Source organism: Bordetella tumbae (assembly GCF_054780995.1).
Window position 1 is genome coordinate 1 of the sequence record NZ_BAAGVG010000021.1, and the last position, 15,793, is coordinate 15,793.

Annotated in this window: 12 protein-coding genes; 4 read left to right on the forward strand and 8 right to left on the reverse strand. The window is 58.7% G+C overall.

Annotated features, from left to right (window positions below):
• Positions 1–335 precede the first annotated feature (335 nt).
• Positions 336–1,799: a ribonuclease G gene (gene rng / locus ACYVI2_RS21340; RefSeq protein ID WP_415822263.1), complete on the forward strand. Its 1,464-nt coding sequence runs from the start codon at positions 336–338 to the stop codon at positions 1,797–1,799.
• Between the two features lie 45 nt (positions 1,800–1,844).
• On the opposite strand, the gene ACYVI2_RS21345 is transcribed toward rng, so the two are convergent.
• The 3 genes from ACYVI2_RS21345 to msbA all read right to left on the reverse strand — a co-directional run bounded on the left by ACYVI2_RS21345 (position 1,845) and on the right by msbA (position 6,049).
• Positions 1,845–3,083, reverse strand: a complete 1,239-nt coding sequence (locus ACYVI2_RS21345) for a Hint domain-containing protein (protein ID WP_415822262.1) — start codon at positions 3,081–3,083, stop codon at positions 1,845–1,847.
• Positions 3,084–3,349: 266 nt separating this feature from the next.
• On the reverse strand, positions 3,350–4,075 hold the full coding sequence (locus ACYVI2_RS21350; RefSeq protein WP_415822260.1) for a TerC family protein: 726 nt from the start codon (positions 4,073–4,075) through the stop codon (positions 3,350–3,352).
• A 198-nt stretch (positions 4,076–4,273) separates the two neighbouring features.
• A complete protein-coding gene (msbA, locus tag ACYVI2_RS21355) occupies positions 4,274–6,049 on the reverse strand; it encodes a lipid A export permease/ATP-binding protein MsbA (protein ID WP_415822258.1) in 1,776 nt (591 codons plus the stop codon).
• A gap of 129 nt (positions 6,050–6,178) precedes the next feature.
• On the opposite strand from msbA, the gene ACYVI2_RS21360 reads away from it, so the two are divergent.
• From ACYVI2_RS21360 to ACYVI2_RS21370, 3 genes are read left to right on the forward strand one after another with little or no spacing between them, the layout of a single operon-like run.
• Complete coding sequence (locus ACYVI2_RS21360; protein WP_415822257.1) at positions 6,179–7,090, forward strand: glycosyltransferase family 9 protein; 912 nt, start codon at positions 6,179–6,181, stop codon at positions 7,088–7,090.
• A 14-nt stretch (positions 7,091–7,104) separates the two neighbouring features.
• Complete coding sequence (locus ACYVI2_RS21365) at positions 7,105–7,869, forward strand: YdcF family protein (RefSeq protein ID WP_415822255.1); 765 nt, start codon at positions 7,105–7,107, stop codon at positions 7,867–7,869.
• Between the two features lie 14 nt (positions 7,870–7,883).
• Entirely contained in the window at positions 7,884–8,153 is a 270-nt protein-coding gene (locus ACYVI2_RS21370; protein ID WP_415822254.1) for a YkgJ family cysteine cluster protein, read from the forward strand.
• Positions 8,154–8,258: 105 nt separating this feature from the next.
• Here ACYVI2_RS21370 and ACYVI2_RS21375 read toward each other — a convergent pair whose 3' ends face one another.
• The 5 genes from ACYVI2_RS21375 to dnaE form a co-directional block, all read right to left on the reverse strand.
• On the reverse strand, positions 8,259–9,395 hold the full coding sequence (locus ACYVI2_RS21375; RefSeq protein ID WP_415822253.1) for a glycosyltransferase: 1,137 nt from the start codon (positions 9,393–9,395) through the stop codon (positions 8,259–8,261).
• Positions 9,396–9,401: 6 nt separating this feature from the next.
• On the reverse strand, positions 9,402–10,151 hold the full coding sequence (locus tag ACYVI2_RS21380) for a glycosyltransferase family 2 protein (RefSeq protein WP_415822251.1): 750 nt from the start codon (positions 10,149–10,151) through the stop codon (positions 9,402–9,404).
• On the reverse strand, positions 10,148–10,999 hold the full coding sequence (locus ACYVI2_RS21385) for a polysaccharide deacetylase family protein (protein WP_415822250.1): 852 nt from the start codon (positions 10,997–10,999) through the stop codon (positions 10,148–10,150). The genes ACYVI2_RS21380 and ACYVI2_RS21385 overlap by 4 nt, the downstream gene beginning before the upstream one ends.
• Before the next feature lie 104 nt (positions 11,000–11,103).
• Positions 11,104–12,204: a glycosyltransferase family 4 protein gene (locus tag ACYVI2_RS21390; RefSeq protein ID WP_415822248.1), complete on the reverse strand. Its 1,101-nt coding sequence runs from the start codon at positions 12,202–12,204 to the stop codon at positions 11,104–11,106.
• Positions 12,204–15,695 carry a DNA polymerase III subunit alpha gene (gene dnaE, locus ACYVI2_RS21395; RefSeq protein WP_415822246.1) on the reverse strand — a complete coding sequence of 1,164 codons (3,492 nt, stop codon included), beginning with the start codon at positions 15,693–15,695 and terminating at the stop codon, positions 12,204–12,206. The genes ACYVI2_RS21390 and dnaE overlap by 1 nt, the downstream gene beginning before the upstream one ends.
• Positions 15,696–15,793: the final 98 nt, after the last annotated feature.

The window sequence follows — 15,793 nt, forward strand, 5'->3', positions numbered from 1 at the left end:
AATCATCATCGCGGGAATTTACTGCGTCACCACTTCGGCCCCACCCCCTCAACCCGCCTCGTCTGAAACTGCGTTTCGTCTGAATTCGTGTTCAAGCAGCGAAGGAGCGAGACTATACACGATTTTTTGAGGCGTTGGCAAATCGGTCGATAAATTTGAAAATAATTTGGGGACGAGGCAGATTCAGACGGATTTTCCGAGCTGTTTTCCCTATGCGGCCTCACAGACGTACGCCATACCAGCCCATTGATTCAATATAGGGCGATATAAAGATCGGCAGCCGTCTGTCACCGTTTACTATTGACGCTGAATCCACGATAACGCGACCTGAGCTTATGAGCGAAGACATCCTGATCAATATCACCCCCTTTGAAACACGGGTTGCCCTGGTGGAACAGGGCGCAGTACAGGAATTGCACGTAGAACGCAGTATTCAGCGCGGACATGTGGGAAATATTTATCTGGGCCGCGTCGTGCGGGTGCTGCCCGGGATGCAGAGTGCTTTTATAGAGATAGGCCTGGAGCGCGCCGCTTTTATTCATATTGCGGACCTGCGCGAGAACCGCAGTGAGCGCAGCCAAGGCCTGACGCCTACCCCTATCGAAAAGCTGCTATTCGAGGGTCAGACCCTAATGGTGCAGGTGATCAAAGACCCGCTGGGCACCAAAGGAGCTCGCCTCTCGACTCAAATCAGTATCGCCGGACGTATGTTGGTGTACTTACCGCATGACCCGCATATTGGTATCTCGCAAAAGATCGACTCGGAAGCTGAGCGGATTCAACTGCGCGAACGCCTGCAGGCACTCATCCCCGAGGATGAGAAAGGGGGTTTGATCGTGCGTACTCAGGCCGAAGGCGCCACCGACGATGAGCTGAGTGCGGATCTGGAATACCTGCGTAAGCTCTGGGCGAGCGTACAAGCCGCGGCTCGCAGCAACCCCGCCCCCGCCCTGCTGCATCATGACCTGACGCTCGAGCAACGTGTGTTGCGCGACATGGTCGGAGCCAATACCGGGACCATTCAGGTGGATTCGCGTACGACGACCACGGCCTTGATCGAGTGGGCGCGTCTCTATACGCCATCAGTGGCGGACCGTATTCAACATTACAGTGGTGAGCGTCCGCTATTCGATACGGCTAATGTGGATGCCGAGATCGCGCGAGCCCTGTCGCGCCGGGTAGATCTGAAATCGGGGGGATACCTGATTATTGATCAGACCGAGGCGCTGACCACCGTAGACGTCAATACGGGTGGTTTTGTGGGTGGCCGCAACTTTGATGACACGATTTTCAAGACCAATCTGGAGGCTGCCCAGGCTATCGCCCGCCAATTGCGACTGCGTAATCTGGGGGGCATTGTTATCCTGGATTTCATCGATATGGAGGACCTGGAGCATCGGGAAACTGTGTTGGCCGAACTGAAAAAGGCGCTGGCACGCGATCGTACCCGCATGACAGTCAACGGATTTACGCAGTTGGGGCTGGTGGAAATGACGCGTAAACGCACGCGGGATTCGCTGGCGCATCAGTTGTGTGAGCCCTGCCCTATGTGCGAATCGCGGGGGAATGTGCGCACGGCCCGTACGGTCTGCTATGAAATCCTGCGCGAGATTTTGCGGGAAGCGCGTCAGTTCAATCCGCGCGAGTTCCGTATTCTGGCCTCGCAAAATGTCGTGGACCTGTTCCTGGAAGAAGAAAGCCAGCATCTGGCGATGCTGGGAGATTTCGTCGGCAAGCCGGTCTCGCTGGAAGTCGAGACGGCTTATTCGCAAGAGCAGTACGACATCATCCTGGTTTGAAGGGTGTCGTTTCCCAGGAGCGCTGATCCTGGGACAAAGCGGCGGCTATGCCCGGCGTCGGATCTCTTCCGGCGCAGGGGCGGCTGCTTCCAGCCGGTTTGCGCGGTCCATCAGGGCCTGCTGCAGCGCTTGGACTGGTGCCCCCTTACGCACGATACGGATGCCGGGGATTTTCTGGCGCCCTACTGGCGGCTCAAAATCTGCTCGCAGCGATACCGTGGACGCATTCTGGAACATGGACCGGTTGCCTGTGTCCACGTAGGACTCAGCGGGCACGCCCTCTGCCAGAAGGATGTCGAATGACTCCAGCTCCAGGTGGAAGTACTGGAACTTGGGCATGTCGAGCTGCTGAACGATTGTCTTGCCATTCACCAGCGCAAATGCCGGCACAAGCATGCCGTCGAAGAACAGATGATGCCACGGAGATACCATTAAGTCCCGATGCGGCACGTTGTCGGCCAAGGAGTCCCTCTTGAACAAAATGGGGAACGCTTTGGCAGCATGTGATGCCGGAATGGACCTGCGATACAAAGTGCGATAGCCGACCCACTTTACTGTGGCCACGCCCCCGTTGGCCGTCATGACTTTGTCGCCTGTGCGCAATGTCTCGATCTTGACCTCGCCGTCCGGTGTGGCGATGTGGGTCCCTTTCAAATAGCAGGCATAACTGACGGTACCGCCCTCAAAGCGCAGCTTGGAAACGTCCAGTATGTTTTGCACCCCAAACTGAGCGATCTGATTGCCTTGAGCGTCCACAAATGCCAGTTGGTCGCCATTAAGCGAGGACGAATCAGCGCCAACGACCTGAATCGTGCTCCCCGGACCCAACCCATTGATCAGCAGATTGTCCTGGATTACGTCGCTGGGGGTATAGATAAAAGAGGTACCGCTCGCGGTCATGTTCAGATTGACACTGCCGATTGAAGTGCTGTCACCGGAACTGGGCTGGACATATTCCAATGTCGTGTTCGAGCCCATCGTGAAATCGAGCGACTCAACGACGGGATAAAACACGGTCGTCCCTGTTGACAGCATCGTGGAATCCAACGCCTCAAAGCGGACATGTATTCCGTCTACCAACGTAAAGTCGGGACTGATGATCAGATTCGCCTGGTTTGCTGCCACGGTGAAATCCATGACATCCGTTGATCCCGACTCATTTGACAAGGTGACATAGCTGGCTTTTTCGTAGCTGCCTACCACCAATCTATCGGAGCCGGGGACAGTGTTTTGATCAACGGTCAATAAACGAATTTCGTTAGGAAAACGCAAGACATCGGCCATTCAATAGGCTCCTGGATAAGCTAAGACCGGTTTATGGTTTTCTCAGAGCGCGCCTGCTTTTCTAGGGAATTGTTATTGCTGCATTGCACCGCTTTCCCACCCCGCCCTGGGACGGCAAAGCATATCGGCAAAATTAAAATTCTGTAATACTAATTATTGACTTTATGTATCGATGAGACACAAGTACGGACATAAAACGACTTGTTTCTCATAGATGCGAGGGATTTCAAGCCGAACTTCGGTTGAAACGGCGTTGTGTATATTAGTTACGTTTCAAGGGAATCGCGCGACTTTTGCTCTCGCCTACGGTGGTAAGCGGCCAGCCTTTTGCCCACGGCAACGACAACGAATGCGCCCGCCAACTCTGCGGCAAGCTTGGCTGCCGTGGTGGGCTGCCCCAGGCGCTGCACAAAATAGCTGTCTGTGATCAACATGCCGCCGGCAATCCACCCCAGCAGCCCTGCCCCGAACGCGACCAGCAGGGGAAAGCGGTCTATCAGCTTGAGTAATAGGGTGCTGCCCCAGATGATGATGGGCACGCTGACGAGCAGGCCAAAAATGACGTAGAAGATCTGATGATCGGCATGGGTGTTTTCAGCAGCCCCCGCAATGGCGATGACATTGTCCAGGCTCATCGCGAAATCCGCCACGATGATGGTTTTGACTGCCGCCAGCACAGACGCCGTACTTTGGATCTTGTCGTGACTGCCGGATTGAGGAACCATCAATTTGATGCCGACCCAGAGCAACAGCAGACAACCAAAGACTTTGAGAAACGGAACGCTCAACAAAGCCAAGGCAAAACTGATCAGGATCACGCGCAACATGACGGCGCCGGCGCTGCCCCAAAGAACGCCCTGCATACGCTTGGCCGGCGGCAAACCGCGACACGCCAAGGCAATCACGACGGCGTTATCTCCCCCCAGCAGGAGATCGATAAGGATGATTTGAAATACCGCCCCCCAATGAAGGGTCTGCAGAAACTCTAGCATTGGCGTACCCGGATCTGTATGGATATTGCGAGACGCATCGACGTGCCAGGGGCCTCGTCCGCACTCACGGCAATACAAAGGGCGCTTTCATGGCGGACTCCCACCATTGCAGCGGAATCAGATCAGTTTACCTTCAGCTAGTTGTCAGCACACATTCAGTTTGTTGTCATGAGGGGCTCACCGCGCTAAAGCGGCGAGTCAGTCCTCGCGGAATTGCATGTTGTAGAGCGAGGCATAGAGGCCCTGTGCGGCCAACAGCTCTGCATGTGCGCCTTGCTCAACGATCCGGCCGCCATCCAGAACGATGATGCGGTCGGCGTTTTGCACGGTAGACAGGCGGTGTGCAATCACCAGCGTGCTACGACCGCGCATGAGACGCTCGAGCGATGACTGAACTTGACGCTCGGACTCGTTATCGAGTGCGGAAGTCGCCTCGTCCAGAATCAGGATCGGGGCATTTTTAATCAATGCGCGGGCAATCGCCAGGCGTTGACGTTGTCCGCCCGACAGGCGGGCGGCGTTTTCGCCCACGGGGCTGTGCATGCCCTGCGGCAGGCTGTCGACGAACTCGAGCAGGTTGGCGGCGGCCAAGGCATCGCGTATCTGTTCGTCGCTCGCCTGCCCTAATGCGCCATAACCCACGTTGGCCGCGATGGTGTCGTCAAACAGCACCACGTCCTGGCTGACCAAGGATAAATGGGAACGCAGGCTGCGCAGGGTGAGCTCATTGATCGGCACATTGTCGATCAGAATATCGCCCGCCCCAGGGAGGACGAAACGCGGCAACATATTGGCCAGTGTGGTCTTGCCGCTGCCTGAGCGTCCGACCAAGGCGACGGTCTGCCCGGGTTCGATCTGAAAGGAAACGTCATGCAAGGTGTCGCGCTCGGCATCCGGAAAGCGATGCGTGACCTGACGGAACTCAATGCGCCCGCGCACCGGTTCGGGCAAAGTGCGCGTGCCGGTATCGACCTCGGGATCCTGATCGATCAGGGTAAAGACGCTCTCTGCCGACACCAGCATTTTCTGCATTTTGCCGGCGAGGTTGGTCAGGCGTTTGATGGGGTCAAAAATCTGGGCCAGCGCAGCCATAAAAGAGGCAAAGCTACCGACGGTCAGATTGCCGTGATTGGCCTGGCTGAGCGCTACGGCGATGATGGCACCCACAGAGATCGAGATGCAGACCTGGGTCAACGGCGTCATGGCAGCATCGGCCGTGGCAGTCCGCATGGCGAAACGGCGCAAGCGCGCATTCACGAACGCAAAACGGCCGCGCTCCGCCTCATAGCCGTCGAACAGCTTGATGACGCGTTGACCATTGATGCCCTCGCTGGCCACACGGGTCAACTCGGCATTCATATTAACGGTTTCGCGATTGATGCGACGCAGGCGCCGAATGAATGCGCGCGCGATCAGGACCGACACGGGCAGCATGACCAGGATGATCAGCGTCAGCATCCAGGACATGTACAGCAGCACGCAAATCAGCGCGATCACGACGAGCGTTTCACGCACCAGGACGGTGATCACATCGGTGGCGTAGCCGGTGACGTTGCCGGCATCGATGGTAAAGCGATTCAGCAGCCGCCCGGTATCGCCGCGCTTGAAGTCCGCATCGGGCAAGCCGAGCAGGCGCTCGAACATGTCGCGGCGCATGCCGAGCAGGACATTATTGGCCACCCAGGCCAACAAGTAATCGCTGAAAAAGTTACATACTCCCCGTAAGAAGATCAGACCCACCACGGCGAGGGGGATCGCCCACACGTAATACGGCTTGGTGCCCGCAAAACCATCATCGAGCAAGGGCTTCATGATGATGGCCAGCGTCGGCTGCGTGGCGGCGGCGCCAGCCATCAGCAGGATAGCCAGCAGCAGCCCCTTCCAGTAGGAACCGACGCGGCTATAGACGCGCTTCCAGAGTTCGGACTTGACCGGATGAGATCCAGCGGGTGCGTGACGGGCGTCAGAATTCAAGAGGGGGCTCGCTTTAATACAATTGTGCTCGGGATTGTACCGTTCGACCGTTCCAAGGAACTGAAGTTGCCCACATCAGAGATTTCTTGCCTTTATGTCCGTCTGCCTAATTGGGTTGGCGATGTTTGCATGAGCCTGCCCAGCCTGGCACTCCTGAGCGCGACTGGCTTGCCGGTCGTCGTCTGTGCACGCCCCTGGGCGCGCGACTTGTTGGACGGCGTTGTCAAACATGATTTCATCCCCATGAAGGGCCGCCTGAAAGAGGACTACCGCGCTGTGCGCGAACATCGGCGCACATGGGGTGCGGCCGCGAAGCGGGTGCGGGGCGTGACCCTGCCCGACTCGCTCTCGAGTGCCGCGACGTTTCGGCTGGCTGGAATCCCCAGCGCCGGCTATCGGGACGATGGCCGCAGCCTGCTGTTGCGCTGGCCGATTGCCAAGCCCGACCCGCGCCTGCACGCCGTGCAATCCTGGTATTACCTGACACGCAGCGCTTTGGCGCGTTGGGGACTGCCAGTAGGTACTGAACAACCGGACTCAACGCTGAATTTGCCCATCACTGCCGCCCAGCAAGAGGCCGCAGATGTGCTGTTGCGTGAGGCCGGTCTGACGGCACAGCGTTTTATCTTGATTGCCCCCACAGCGACTGGCCTGCACAAAGGCAAAGTTAAAGTCTGGCCACATTTTGATACGTTAACGCGCGCGTTACAGGCACATGGCCATACCGTGGTAATGTGCCCTCCTCCTGCCGAGGTTGAGCAAGCGCAGTGCAATGCGCCGACAGCGCGCCTGCTGCCTGCTACCCCTCTGGGAGCCTTTGCCGCGCTGACGACACGCGCCTCATTGGTGATATGTAATGATTCTGGGGTGTCGCACATCGCTGCAGCGGCTGATGCATCGCAACTGACGCTATTTGGCGTCACGAGTCCAGGACGTACGGGCCCCTGGTCGCCCCGTGCGATCTGCCTTGGATCGGACGGGAACTGGCCTGCTGCCGACGAAGTCGAACGTGAAGTCGGCAACTTGCTGCAACCTGCTTGACCGGATTTTTTTACATGACTTTTACGAATTACCTGGCCAACCTCATTATTCCGCAAAACCTCTGCGTGACTTTTGTCGTTCTGGGTTTGGTCCTAGGCCTGTTTCGCTTTCGCAAGACAGGCGCTGCTCTCGCTGTTGCAGGCATCATCTGGCTGACGGCCTGGTCGCTGCCTGCGACGTCGATATGGCTGGGAGGCTCACTCGAGGCACGTTACCCGCACCTGCCTGCGGCGGAACTGCCCGTCGCCGACGCTATTGTGGTGTTGGGCGGCAATACGGCGAATGGGCGCGCCAATTGGTTTCTACCCTACGACAAGGACACAGCGATCGTGCGGGTAGATACTGCCACTAATCTATACAAGGCCGGACGAGCACCTAAGGTGGTCCTGTCTGGCGGGGCGCTGGAAGGCGATATCAGTGAAGCTCGCGGCATGGCCTATACGATGAAGCAACAAGGCGTCCCGGAAAGCGCCCTGGTACTGGAAAACGCCAGCCGCACGACCTATGAAAATGCCACGCAGACCGAAGAAGAACTGAAAGAGCACGGTTTCAAGCGCATCTTGCTGGTGACCTCGGCACTGCATATGCCGCGCGCAATGGCCGCCTTTTCCAAGCAAGGCGTGTCTGCCATCCCGGCCTCGACGCCGCCACAGATTTTCTTGCCGCCCGATGGATCGGTGACACCGTGGCTGCCGCATATGCGAACGCTCGATGCCAGCCGCAGCATTATCAAAGAGTATGCCGGCCTGCTCGTGTATTGGCTGCGGGGATGGGTCTGAGCATGGGGGCCGCCATGGAATGCCGCCCGGGGTGCGGAGCGTGCTGCACGGCACCGTCGATTTCCAGCGCGATCCCTGGGATGCCGCACGGCAAACCTGCGGGTACGCCCTGCATCCAATTGGATGAAATGATGCGTTGCCGGATTTTTGGCCAGCCTGAGCGGCCATCCTGTTGCTCGGGTCTGCAAGCCTCTTTGGAAATGTGCGGCCAGAACCGAGAGGAGGCGCTTCAATGGCTGATGCGCCTCGAACTCGACACCTCGCCGCTGAAGCACCCCGTGTGATGGCTCGCCGCCGGACTGATCGACGGCCGGCCGAGATGAAGGCGAACTGCCATGAACTATGAGGACCCGGCGCAGTCGAGACGTCTGTGACGTCAGCTCGTCAGCTCAGGCTGTCAACGTCTCTCGATAAACGTCCACGGTCGCCCGAGCAAAATCGTCGAGGCCAAAAAAATCGACGGCACTACGCCGCGCCGCTGCCCCCATGATGGACACCCTGCTGGGGTCTTGCAACATCAAGGTCAGAGCTTGAGCGATGGCGGGAACATCGCGAACGGGCACGATCCAGCCATCCTCGCCGTCTCGGACATTTTCCGGCAGGCCGCCCGCATTGCTCACCAATGCAGGCAAGCCCAGCGACATCACCTCTCGACAGGCATACGACAAGGCTTCGCGATAGGACAGTACGAAGCCGACATGGCAACAGGCCAGAGCATCGCGGACGTCGTCCAGCAAACCAGGGAAAAAGACTTGGTCCTGCATGCCTGCCGCGCGTACGCGTGCCAGCTTGTCGTCATTGGGAAGATCACCCGCCACGAGAATGAAAATGCGCTCGCGCAGATCAGCAGGTAGGCTGCCTGCGGCGTCGACGAGATCGAGCCAACCCTTTGCATAATCGGTACCGCCAGCGCTGCCAAGCAATAAATGGCCACGCCAGGCAGGACCGAAATAATGATCGCGCAGCGCCTCTGCCGAAGAAGACCCGGTCTCTGAAACCTGCGTGATATCGAACGGAGCAAAATAATCGGTATCGATGCCATGCCGGATCGTGGTGGTCGGTACGCGCCGATATGGCGAGGCCATCACCATGTTCCGCACAAAGTCGCTGACGGCAATGACATGATCTGTCGCCAAGGCAGCCCGCATGCGATGGCCCAAGGAATCCAGGGGATGATCGTTATGCTTGGTGAACACAACACGCGGGCGATGGCGCATGCCCATCAGTGCAAGCATGACCTGCTTATGGTCTGCCGAACCATTGACATGAATGATGTCGTAGCGCTCTTGCGCAATCAAACGCCTCAACGCGGCGCGTTCGCCAAACCAGGATGACAGCCGCGTCGTGAAACGCATACCGACGGTGCGCACACCAGGAATCGCCCCCGCGTAGCGAAACAGCCGGCTCGTGTCCGGCGCAGCCACGGTGATCTGATGATCACCCGCCAGCGCTTTTGCCAGGCTGGTAATGTAGGTCGTATGGCCGCCCCCATTACGCGGGTGGAAATTGGTGTAAAGGATCTTCACTGAGGATTATTTACGCTGATCAGACAAAAAGCTGAGCTTGGCGTATCGAAAAAAACTGCCTGCCGCTGCCGTCACGGCCAGCACCAAGCCGTGGCGCCCGTCAAGAAACCCTCGACGAATCAAATAAATACGCACAAAAGTCCAAAACCCGTGGCCCAATGCACTGAACACCGTCGCCCGTTTACCACGGGCGTACATCATGGTTGCGGCGTCCGAAGAATAACGGTTGATCTTGTTGATCAGCGCATCCAGATTAGGATACGGATAATGCTCGAAATGCCCCTTCAGTTGCAATACGGGGCCTTGCGGCACGACTCGCTCGTGCACGGCGGCGTCAGTAAAGCGCCCAGTGCCACGCTTGAACAAACGCAGCACGTAGTCGGGCCACCAGCCACTGTGGCGGATGAAACGGCCGCAGAATTCCGACAATCGCGGGATGTCATAGGCCTCGGCCTTTGGCGACGCAAGCACCGCCTGGATCTCGCGGGCCAATTCTGGTGTGACACGCTCATCCGCATCAATGGACAGGACCCAGTCGCCAGTGGCCAGATCAAGCGCGCGGTTTTTCTGTGGTCCGAAGCCCGGCCAATCGGACGTGGTTTCGACACGTGCGCCAAAATCGCGGGCGAGTTCGACAGTATTATCCGTGCTGCCGGAGTCCACCACGATGAACTCGTCGGCAAAGGCCACCGATTCCAGGCAGCCCACGATGTGCTTGGCCTCGTTTTTGGTAATGATGATGACCGAGAGCTTCATTTACGATTCCTCAGCCGTCTTTTCCACGCCTTCCAGGCGTGATAACGCGGGCCAACGATGGGATGACGGGACATCCAGATGCGACGGTTCAACCAGGATCCGCCGAGGTTGCGTACCGCAAAACGATAGATGTGCTCGGGGTTGGTGCCCGGCAGGTTTTGGCCCAAGGCATCAGTGGTGTACAAATGTTTGAAGCCTGCCTCGCGGGCCATCTGTACGTAATCGTCGTCAAAGTAGCCCTGTGGCCAGCACAGATGATCACTGACACCACCTAACTCGCGAACCAGGGCTGCACGGGAATCTTTTAATTCCTGGGCAACGTGCTCGCGTTTGGCAGCAACGTCAGGGCCGCATTCCTTGTCCCAACGGGTATGGGTGTGCGTATGGGAATGCACTTCGAAGGTCCCTGCCGCCAACATGGCGCGCACCTCGCTCCAGCGCAGCATCACCTCGTCGGTGCGGCCCTCTGCGACCAGGCGTTTGCTTTCATGGTGATCGGGCGAATGCGGCACGGGCAAGCCCTGCCCCTCGTAGGGACGCACGTCTCCCTGGCCGAGCCAGCCTGTAATCAGAAACAGGACGGCTTTCATGCCATAGCGTTGCAGAATCGGATGCGCGTATGTCCAGTTATTCAGATAACCGTCGTCAAACGTAATGAGAACGGACTTTTCGGGAACGGTACCGCCGGCCAGATAATCAGCGAACTGCTGGGCGCTCAGCGAGGTGTAGCCTGCACGGGCCAGACCCGCGATCTGTTGTTCGAACACCTCAGGCGTCACGGCAATCATGCCGCCAGCCGGGTGGACATGGTGATACATCAGGACAGGAACGTTGGGCGCGTTAGACATGCGGAATCACTCTTGAGCACGTTACGCCAGAGCGGCGCGGCTGTTGGCCTGGGCCGCATGACCGTTGGTGCGGTGCGCGGACGCGAGATCACTGGTGATAGGGTTCACGATCGGCGCTCCGCCAACCATTTACGGTAGACCGCCTCTGTGTTTTCCGCCAAACGTGCGGGAGAAAACACGCCCTCTTCCCACACCATGCGACGGCCGGCTTCGCCCATTTCGCGGCGCAGTTCGGGATTGTCGATCAAACGCTCCAATGCGCTTTGTAATGCAGCGTGATCGTGCAGCGGCACCAGGATGCCGGTCACGCCGTCACGCATCATTTCGGATACGCCGCCGACATCCGTGCCGATGACCGGCAGCCCGGCGGCTTCGGCCTCGACGTATACCGTGCCGGACGCTTCTTGTTCGGTGGCCAGCGCAAACAGATCAAAGCCCGCCAGCAGATTGGGCACGTCGCGCCGCGTGCCCATCAGGTGGATGCGGTCCTGCAGGCCCAGTTCCTGAATGTAGGCCTGTGTGTTTTCGAACGTCGGCGAACCCGAGCCCACGAATACCATATGCAGTTTGGGCCGCGTCGCCATCAAGGGGCGCATGGCGTCGATCAGGCTTTTATGGCCTTTGGCCGCACGCATCACCGCGACACAACCCACCACGATATCGTCCTCGGCCAAGCCGAGTTCGCTGCGCAATGTCGAGTGCTCGACAGGCGGCGGCAGAACAACAGGGGAATACAGGGTGGCGGTATGTTCGGCGGGCACACCTCGGCTGACCAGATAGCGGCGCACATACTCGCTGACTGTGGTGACACGATGCGGCAGCCAGGTGTAGGACAGCATCGATCCGACTTTACTGGCCAGATGGCGCGTGCGTACGATGAGCGGCGTACCGGCCAGACGCCCCGCCGTGCCGGCGATCAGGGTATCGATACGGCTGTGAGTGTTGACCACATCGTAATTGCCCTCCAGCAGAATGCGCCGCACGGCGACTACGCCCTTGAGGTATTTGACCAAGCCGCCCATGGGCACGGTATGTACCGTAAACCCCGCGTCACGCAGACGCGGCACCAACTGGGCTTGCGGCTGGCAGACGGCCTCGATGTGATGGCCGCGCGCGCGCATGGCATGCATTTCCTTGAAAATGCGGTGTTCCTGCCCGCCGAATGCGACGGCCGCCTCGGAGTGGAGTATGCGTAGCGGTTGCATCAATAGGTCACCTCTACCCCGTCAGGATTCGCCCAGGCAGTCAGGTTGTCAAGCAAAGTATCGGCCATGCGCACACGCCATTCCTCGCCCAGCCGTACCGTGCACAAGAAATTGTCATGCTCGTAAATAATATCAACCGGCACACCAGGAATGCCATTTTCCGGCTCGGCCCGGAATGGGTTGAGCATCTGGTGGAGGCGCTTGGCGTCGGCCTGGCCGTTGAGTTTGACGCGCAGCGATTTCGCGCGCGCCTCGCGGGCCAACTGCAAATCGTAAAGCTGATCCGCCACGATGCGCATACCGCCGGAATAATCGTCATTGCTGACTTTGCCCTGGACGATGATCAGCTGGTCTTCGCGCAAGCGGGAACGATGCTTTTCGTACAGCTCGTTGAAAACGGAAATTTCCAATTGGGCAGTGCCATCATCCAGCACTGCAAATACCATTTTGCCGCGCCGGGTCATCATGGTCCGCACGCCCGCCAATACGCCGCACATCCATTGCAAATCTCGCTGTGGCTCGATACGTGCGAGCTGCGTGGGCACGATGCGGCGGACCTCGTCGCGCCAGTAATCAAACAAATGGCCGCTGAAGTAATAACCCAGCGCTGATTTTTCCTCAGTCAGCTTGGTGTGCAGGTTCCACGGGGCGACCTTGCTGAGTTCGCCTGCGACCACGTCACCGCTGTCGTCGCCAAACAAGGAGGCCTGATTCGCGCTGCGGGCGGCCTGCTCGGCGGCTTCCATTGCGGTGCTGACCGAGGCCAGCATGGCGGCGCGGTTAGGCTCGATGGTGTCAAATGCCCCCGCGCGAATCAGCGCCTCGATCGTGCGGCGATTGACGGCATGCTTGTTAATACGCCGACAGAAATCGAACAGATTCGCAAAGGGACCCTCCGCCTCGCGAGCACGCAGGATTTCCTCGACGGCGCCTTGTCCGGTGCCCTTGACCGCACCCAAGCCATAGCGCATGGTGCGAGGCGGCTTGCCCTGCTTGGTGTGCTCGTCCTGCACAGGCTCGAACCGGTAACCCGACGCGTTGACGTCGGGCGGCAGCACTACCACGCCGTTTTCCTGGGCATCGCGGCAGAAAATCTGCACTTTGTCCGTGTCGTCCATGTCCGACGACATCGTGGCGGCCAGAAACTCAGTCGGGTGATAGGCCTTGAGCCAGGCGGTCTGATAGGAGATCAGCGCATAGGCCGCCGAGTGCGATTTGTTAAAACCGTAGCCGGCGAATTTTTCCATCAAGTCGAACAGCTTGACGGCCAGATCCGGGTCATGGCCTTTTTCCTTGGCACCCTTTTCGAACAACTCGCGGTGCTTGGCCATTTCCTCGGGCTTTTTCTTGCCCATGGCGCGGCGCAGCAAGTCAGCGCCGCCCAGCGAGTAGCCGCCGATGATCTGCGAGATCAGCATCACCTGCTCTTGGTAGACGATGACCCCGTAGGTGCTTTTCAGCGTGTTTTCCAGATCGGGGTGGAAATAATCCACCGCCGCACGTCCGTGTTTACGGTTGACGAAGTCATCCACCATGCCGGATTCCAACGGACCCGGTCGGTAGAGCGCCAACATAGCGATGATGTCTTCGAAGTTGCTGGGCCGAAGTTTTTTCAACAGCTCTTTCATCCCGCGCGATTCCAGCTGGAACACAGCCGTCGTGTTCGCATCGCACAGGATCTTGTAGGCCGCCTGATCGTCGAGTTCGAGCGACATGATGTCGAACTCGCGCTTGGATTCATTGAACTGGCGTACATAGCGTACGGCCCAATCCAGAATCGTCAAGTTTCGCAGCCCCAGAAAGTCGAACTTCACCAGGCCGGCGGCCTCGACGTCGTCTTTATCAAACTGCGACACCGCACTGTTTTCCTGCCCCGGCTGGCAGTACAGCGGGCAGAAATCGGTGAGTTTGCCTGGCGCGATCAGCACCCCGCCCGCGTGCATGCCGATGTTGCGGGTCAAGCCCTCCAGGGGCTGGGCCAGGTCAACTAGCGCGCGGACTTCTTCTTCTTGTTCGTAGCGTTCTTTGAATGCCGGCTCGTCTTTCAGGGTGCGGTCGAGCGACCAAGGATCGGCCGGGTTGAACGGGATCAGCTTGGATAGGCCATCGCAGAACAGATAGGGCATGTCCAACACCCGCCCCGCATCGCGGACCACGGCCTTGGCGCCCAAGGTACCAAAGGTCGCAATCTGGCTCACGGCGTCTCGGCCGTATTTCATCTTGACGTAGTCGATGACGCGTTCGCGGTTGTCCTGGCAGAAGTCGATATCAAAGTCGGGCATGGATACCCGCTCGGGATTCAGGAACCGCTCGAACAGCAAGTCATAGCGGATCGGATCCAGATCGGTAATGCCCAGCGCGTACGCCACCAGTGAGCCCGCACCCGAGCCCCGGCCCGGACCGACGGGCACGCCGTTGCTCTTGCCCCAATTGATAAAGTCCTGAACGATCAGGAAGTAGCCCGGAAAGCCCATCTGAATGATGGTTTTGCACTCCCAGCGCAGGCGCTCGTAATACTGCTCGCGCTTGGCGTCGCGAACGGCCTGGTCGGGGAACAGGAATTCCAGGCGCTTTTCCAGGCCGGCCTCGGAGAGCTGTACCAGATAGTCATCCAGAGACACGCCCTCGGGCGTGGGGAATATAGGCAGCCGTGGCTTGCCCAGCACCAGCGTCAGATTGCACCGCTTGGCAATTTCGATGGTGTTGGCCAGCGCCGAGGGCACATCGGCAAAGCGCCGCGCCATGTCCTCGGAACTGAGTAGATATTGCTCTTTTGTGAAACGGCGCACCCGGCGCGGATCGGCCAGGATCTCGCCCTGGGAGATACATACGCGCGCCTCGTGAGCCTGAAATTCGCTTTGATCCAGGAACTGCACGGGATGAGTGGCCACGACGGGCAGTCCGGCCTCGGCGGCCAGACGCATGGCGGCCTGGGTATAGGCCTCGTCACCGTCGGCGCCACTGCGCTGCAGCTCGATATAAAAAGCCCCGGGGAATAATTGCCCCCATTGCCTCGCCAACGACAACGCCGTGACGGCATTGCCCGTATCCAGGGCATGCCCGATGTCGCCGCCCCGCCCCCCAGAGAGCACAATCAGCCCCTCTCGACCCGCCAGCCACTCACGGCGGATTTCGGCACGGCCTCTGCCCTGGTTGGTCAAAAAAGACTGAGTCAGCAGCTCGCAGAGGTTCAGATAGCCTTTGTGGTTGCGTACGAGCAACAGCAGGCGGAAAGGCTTGTCGGGGTCATCGTCATTGGTCAACCAGACATCGCAGCCCGCGATCGGTTTGACCCCCTTTCCACGTGCGCCCTTATAGAATTTGATCAGCCCGAAAATATTGGACAGATCCGTGAGGGCCACGGCGGGCTGGCCCAGCTGGGCGACCCGCTTGATCAGGTCAGGAACGCGCACGATGCCATCCACCACCGAGAACTCGGAATGGACGCGCAAATGGACAAAGGCAGGCTTGGAGGTAACGGCTTCAGACATGGTCGGAATTGTACCCAGTCGGCCGTCTGCGCGGGTACGCCAGGGCCGCACTCCGTCATCTTTTGCCAAGCTATGAGAAAATAAGTTGTCTTTTATCG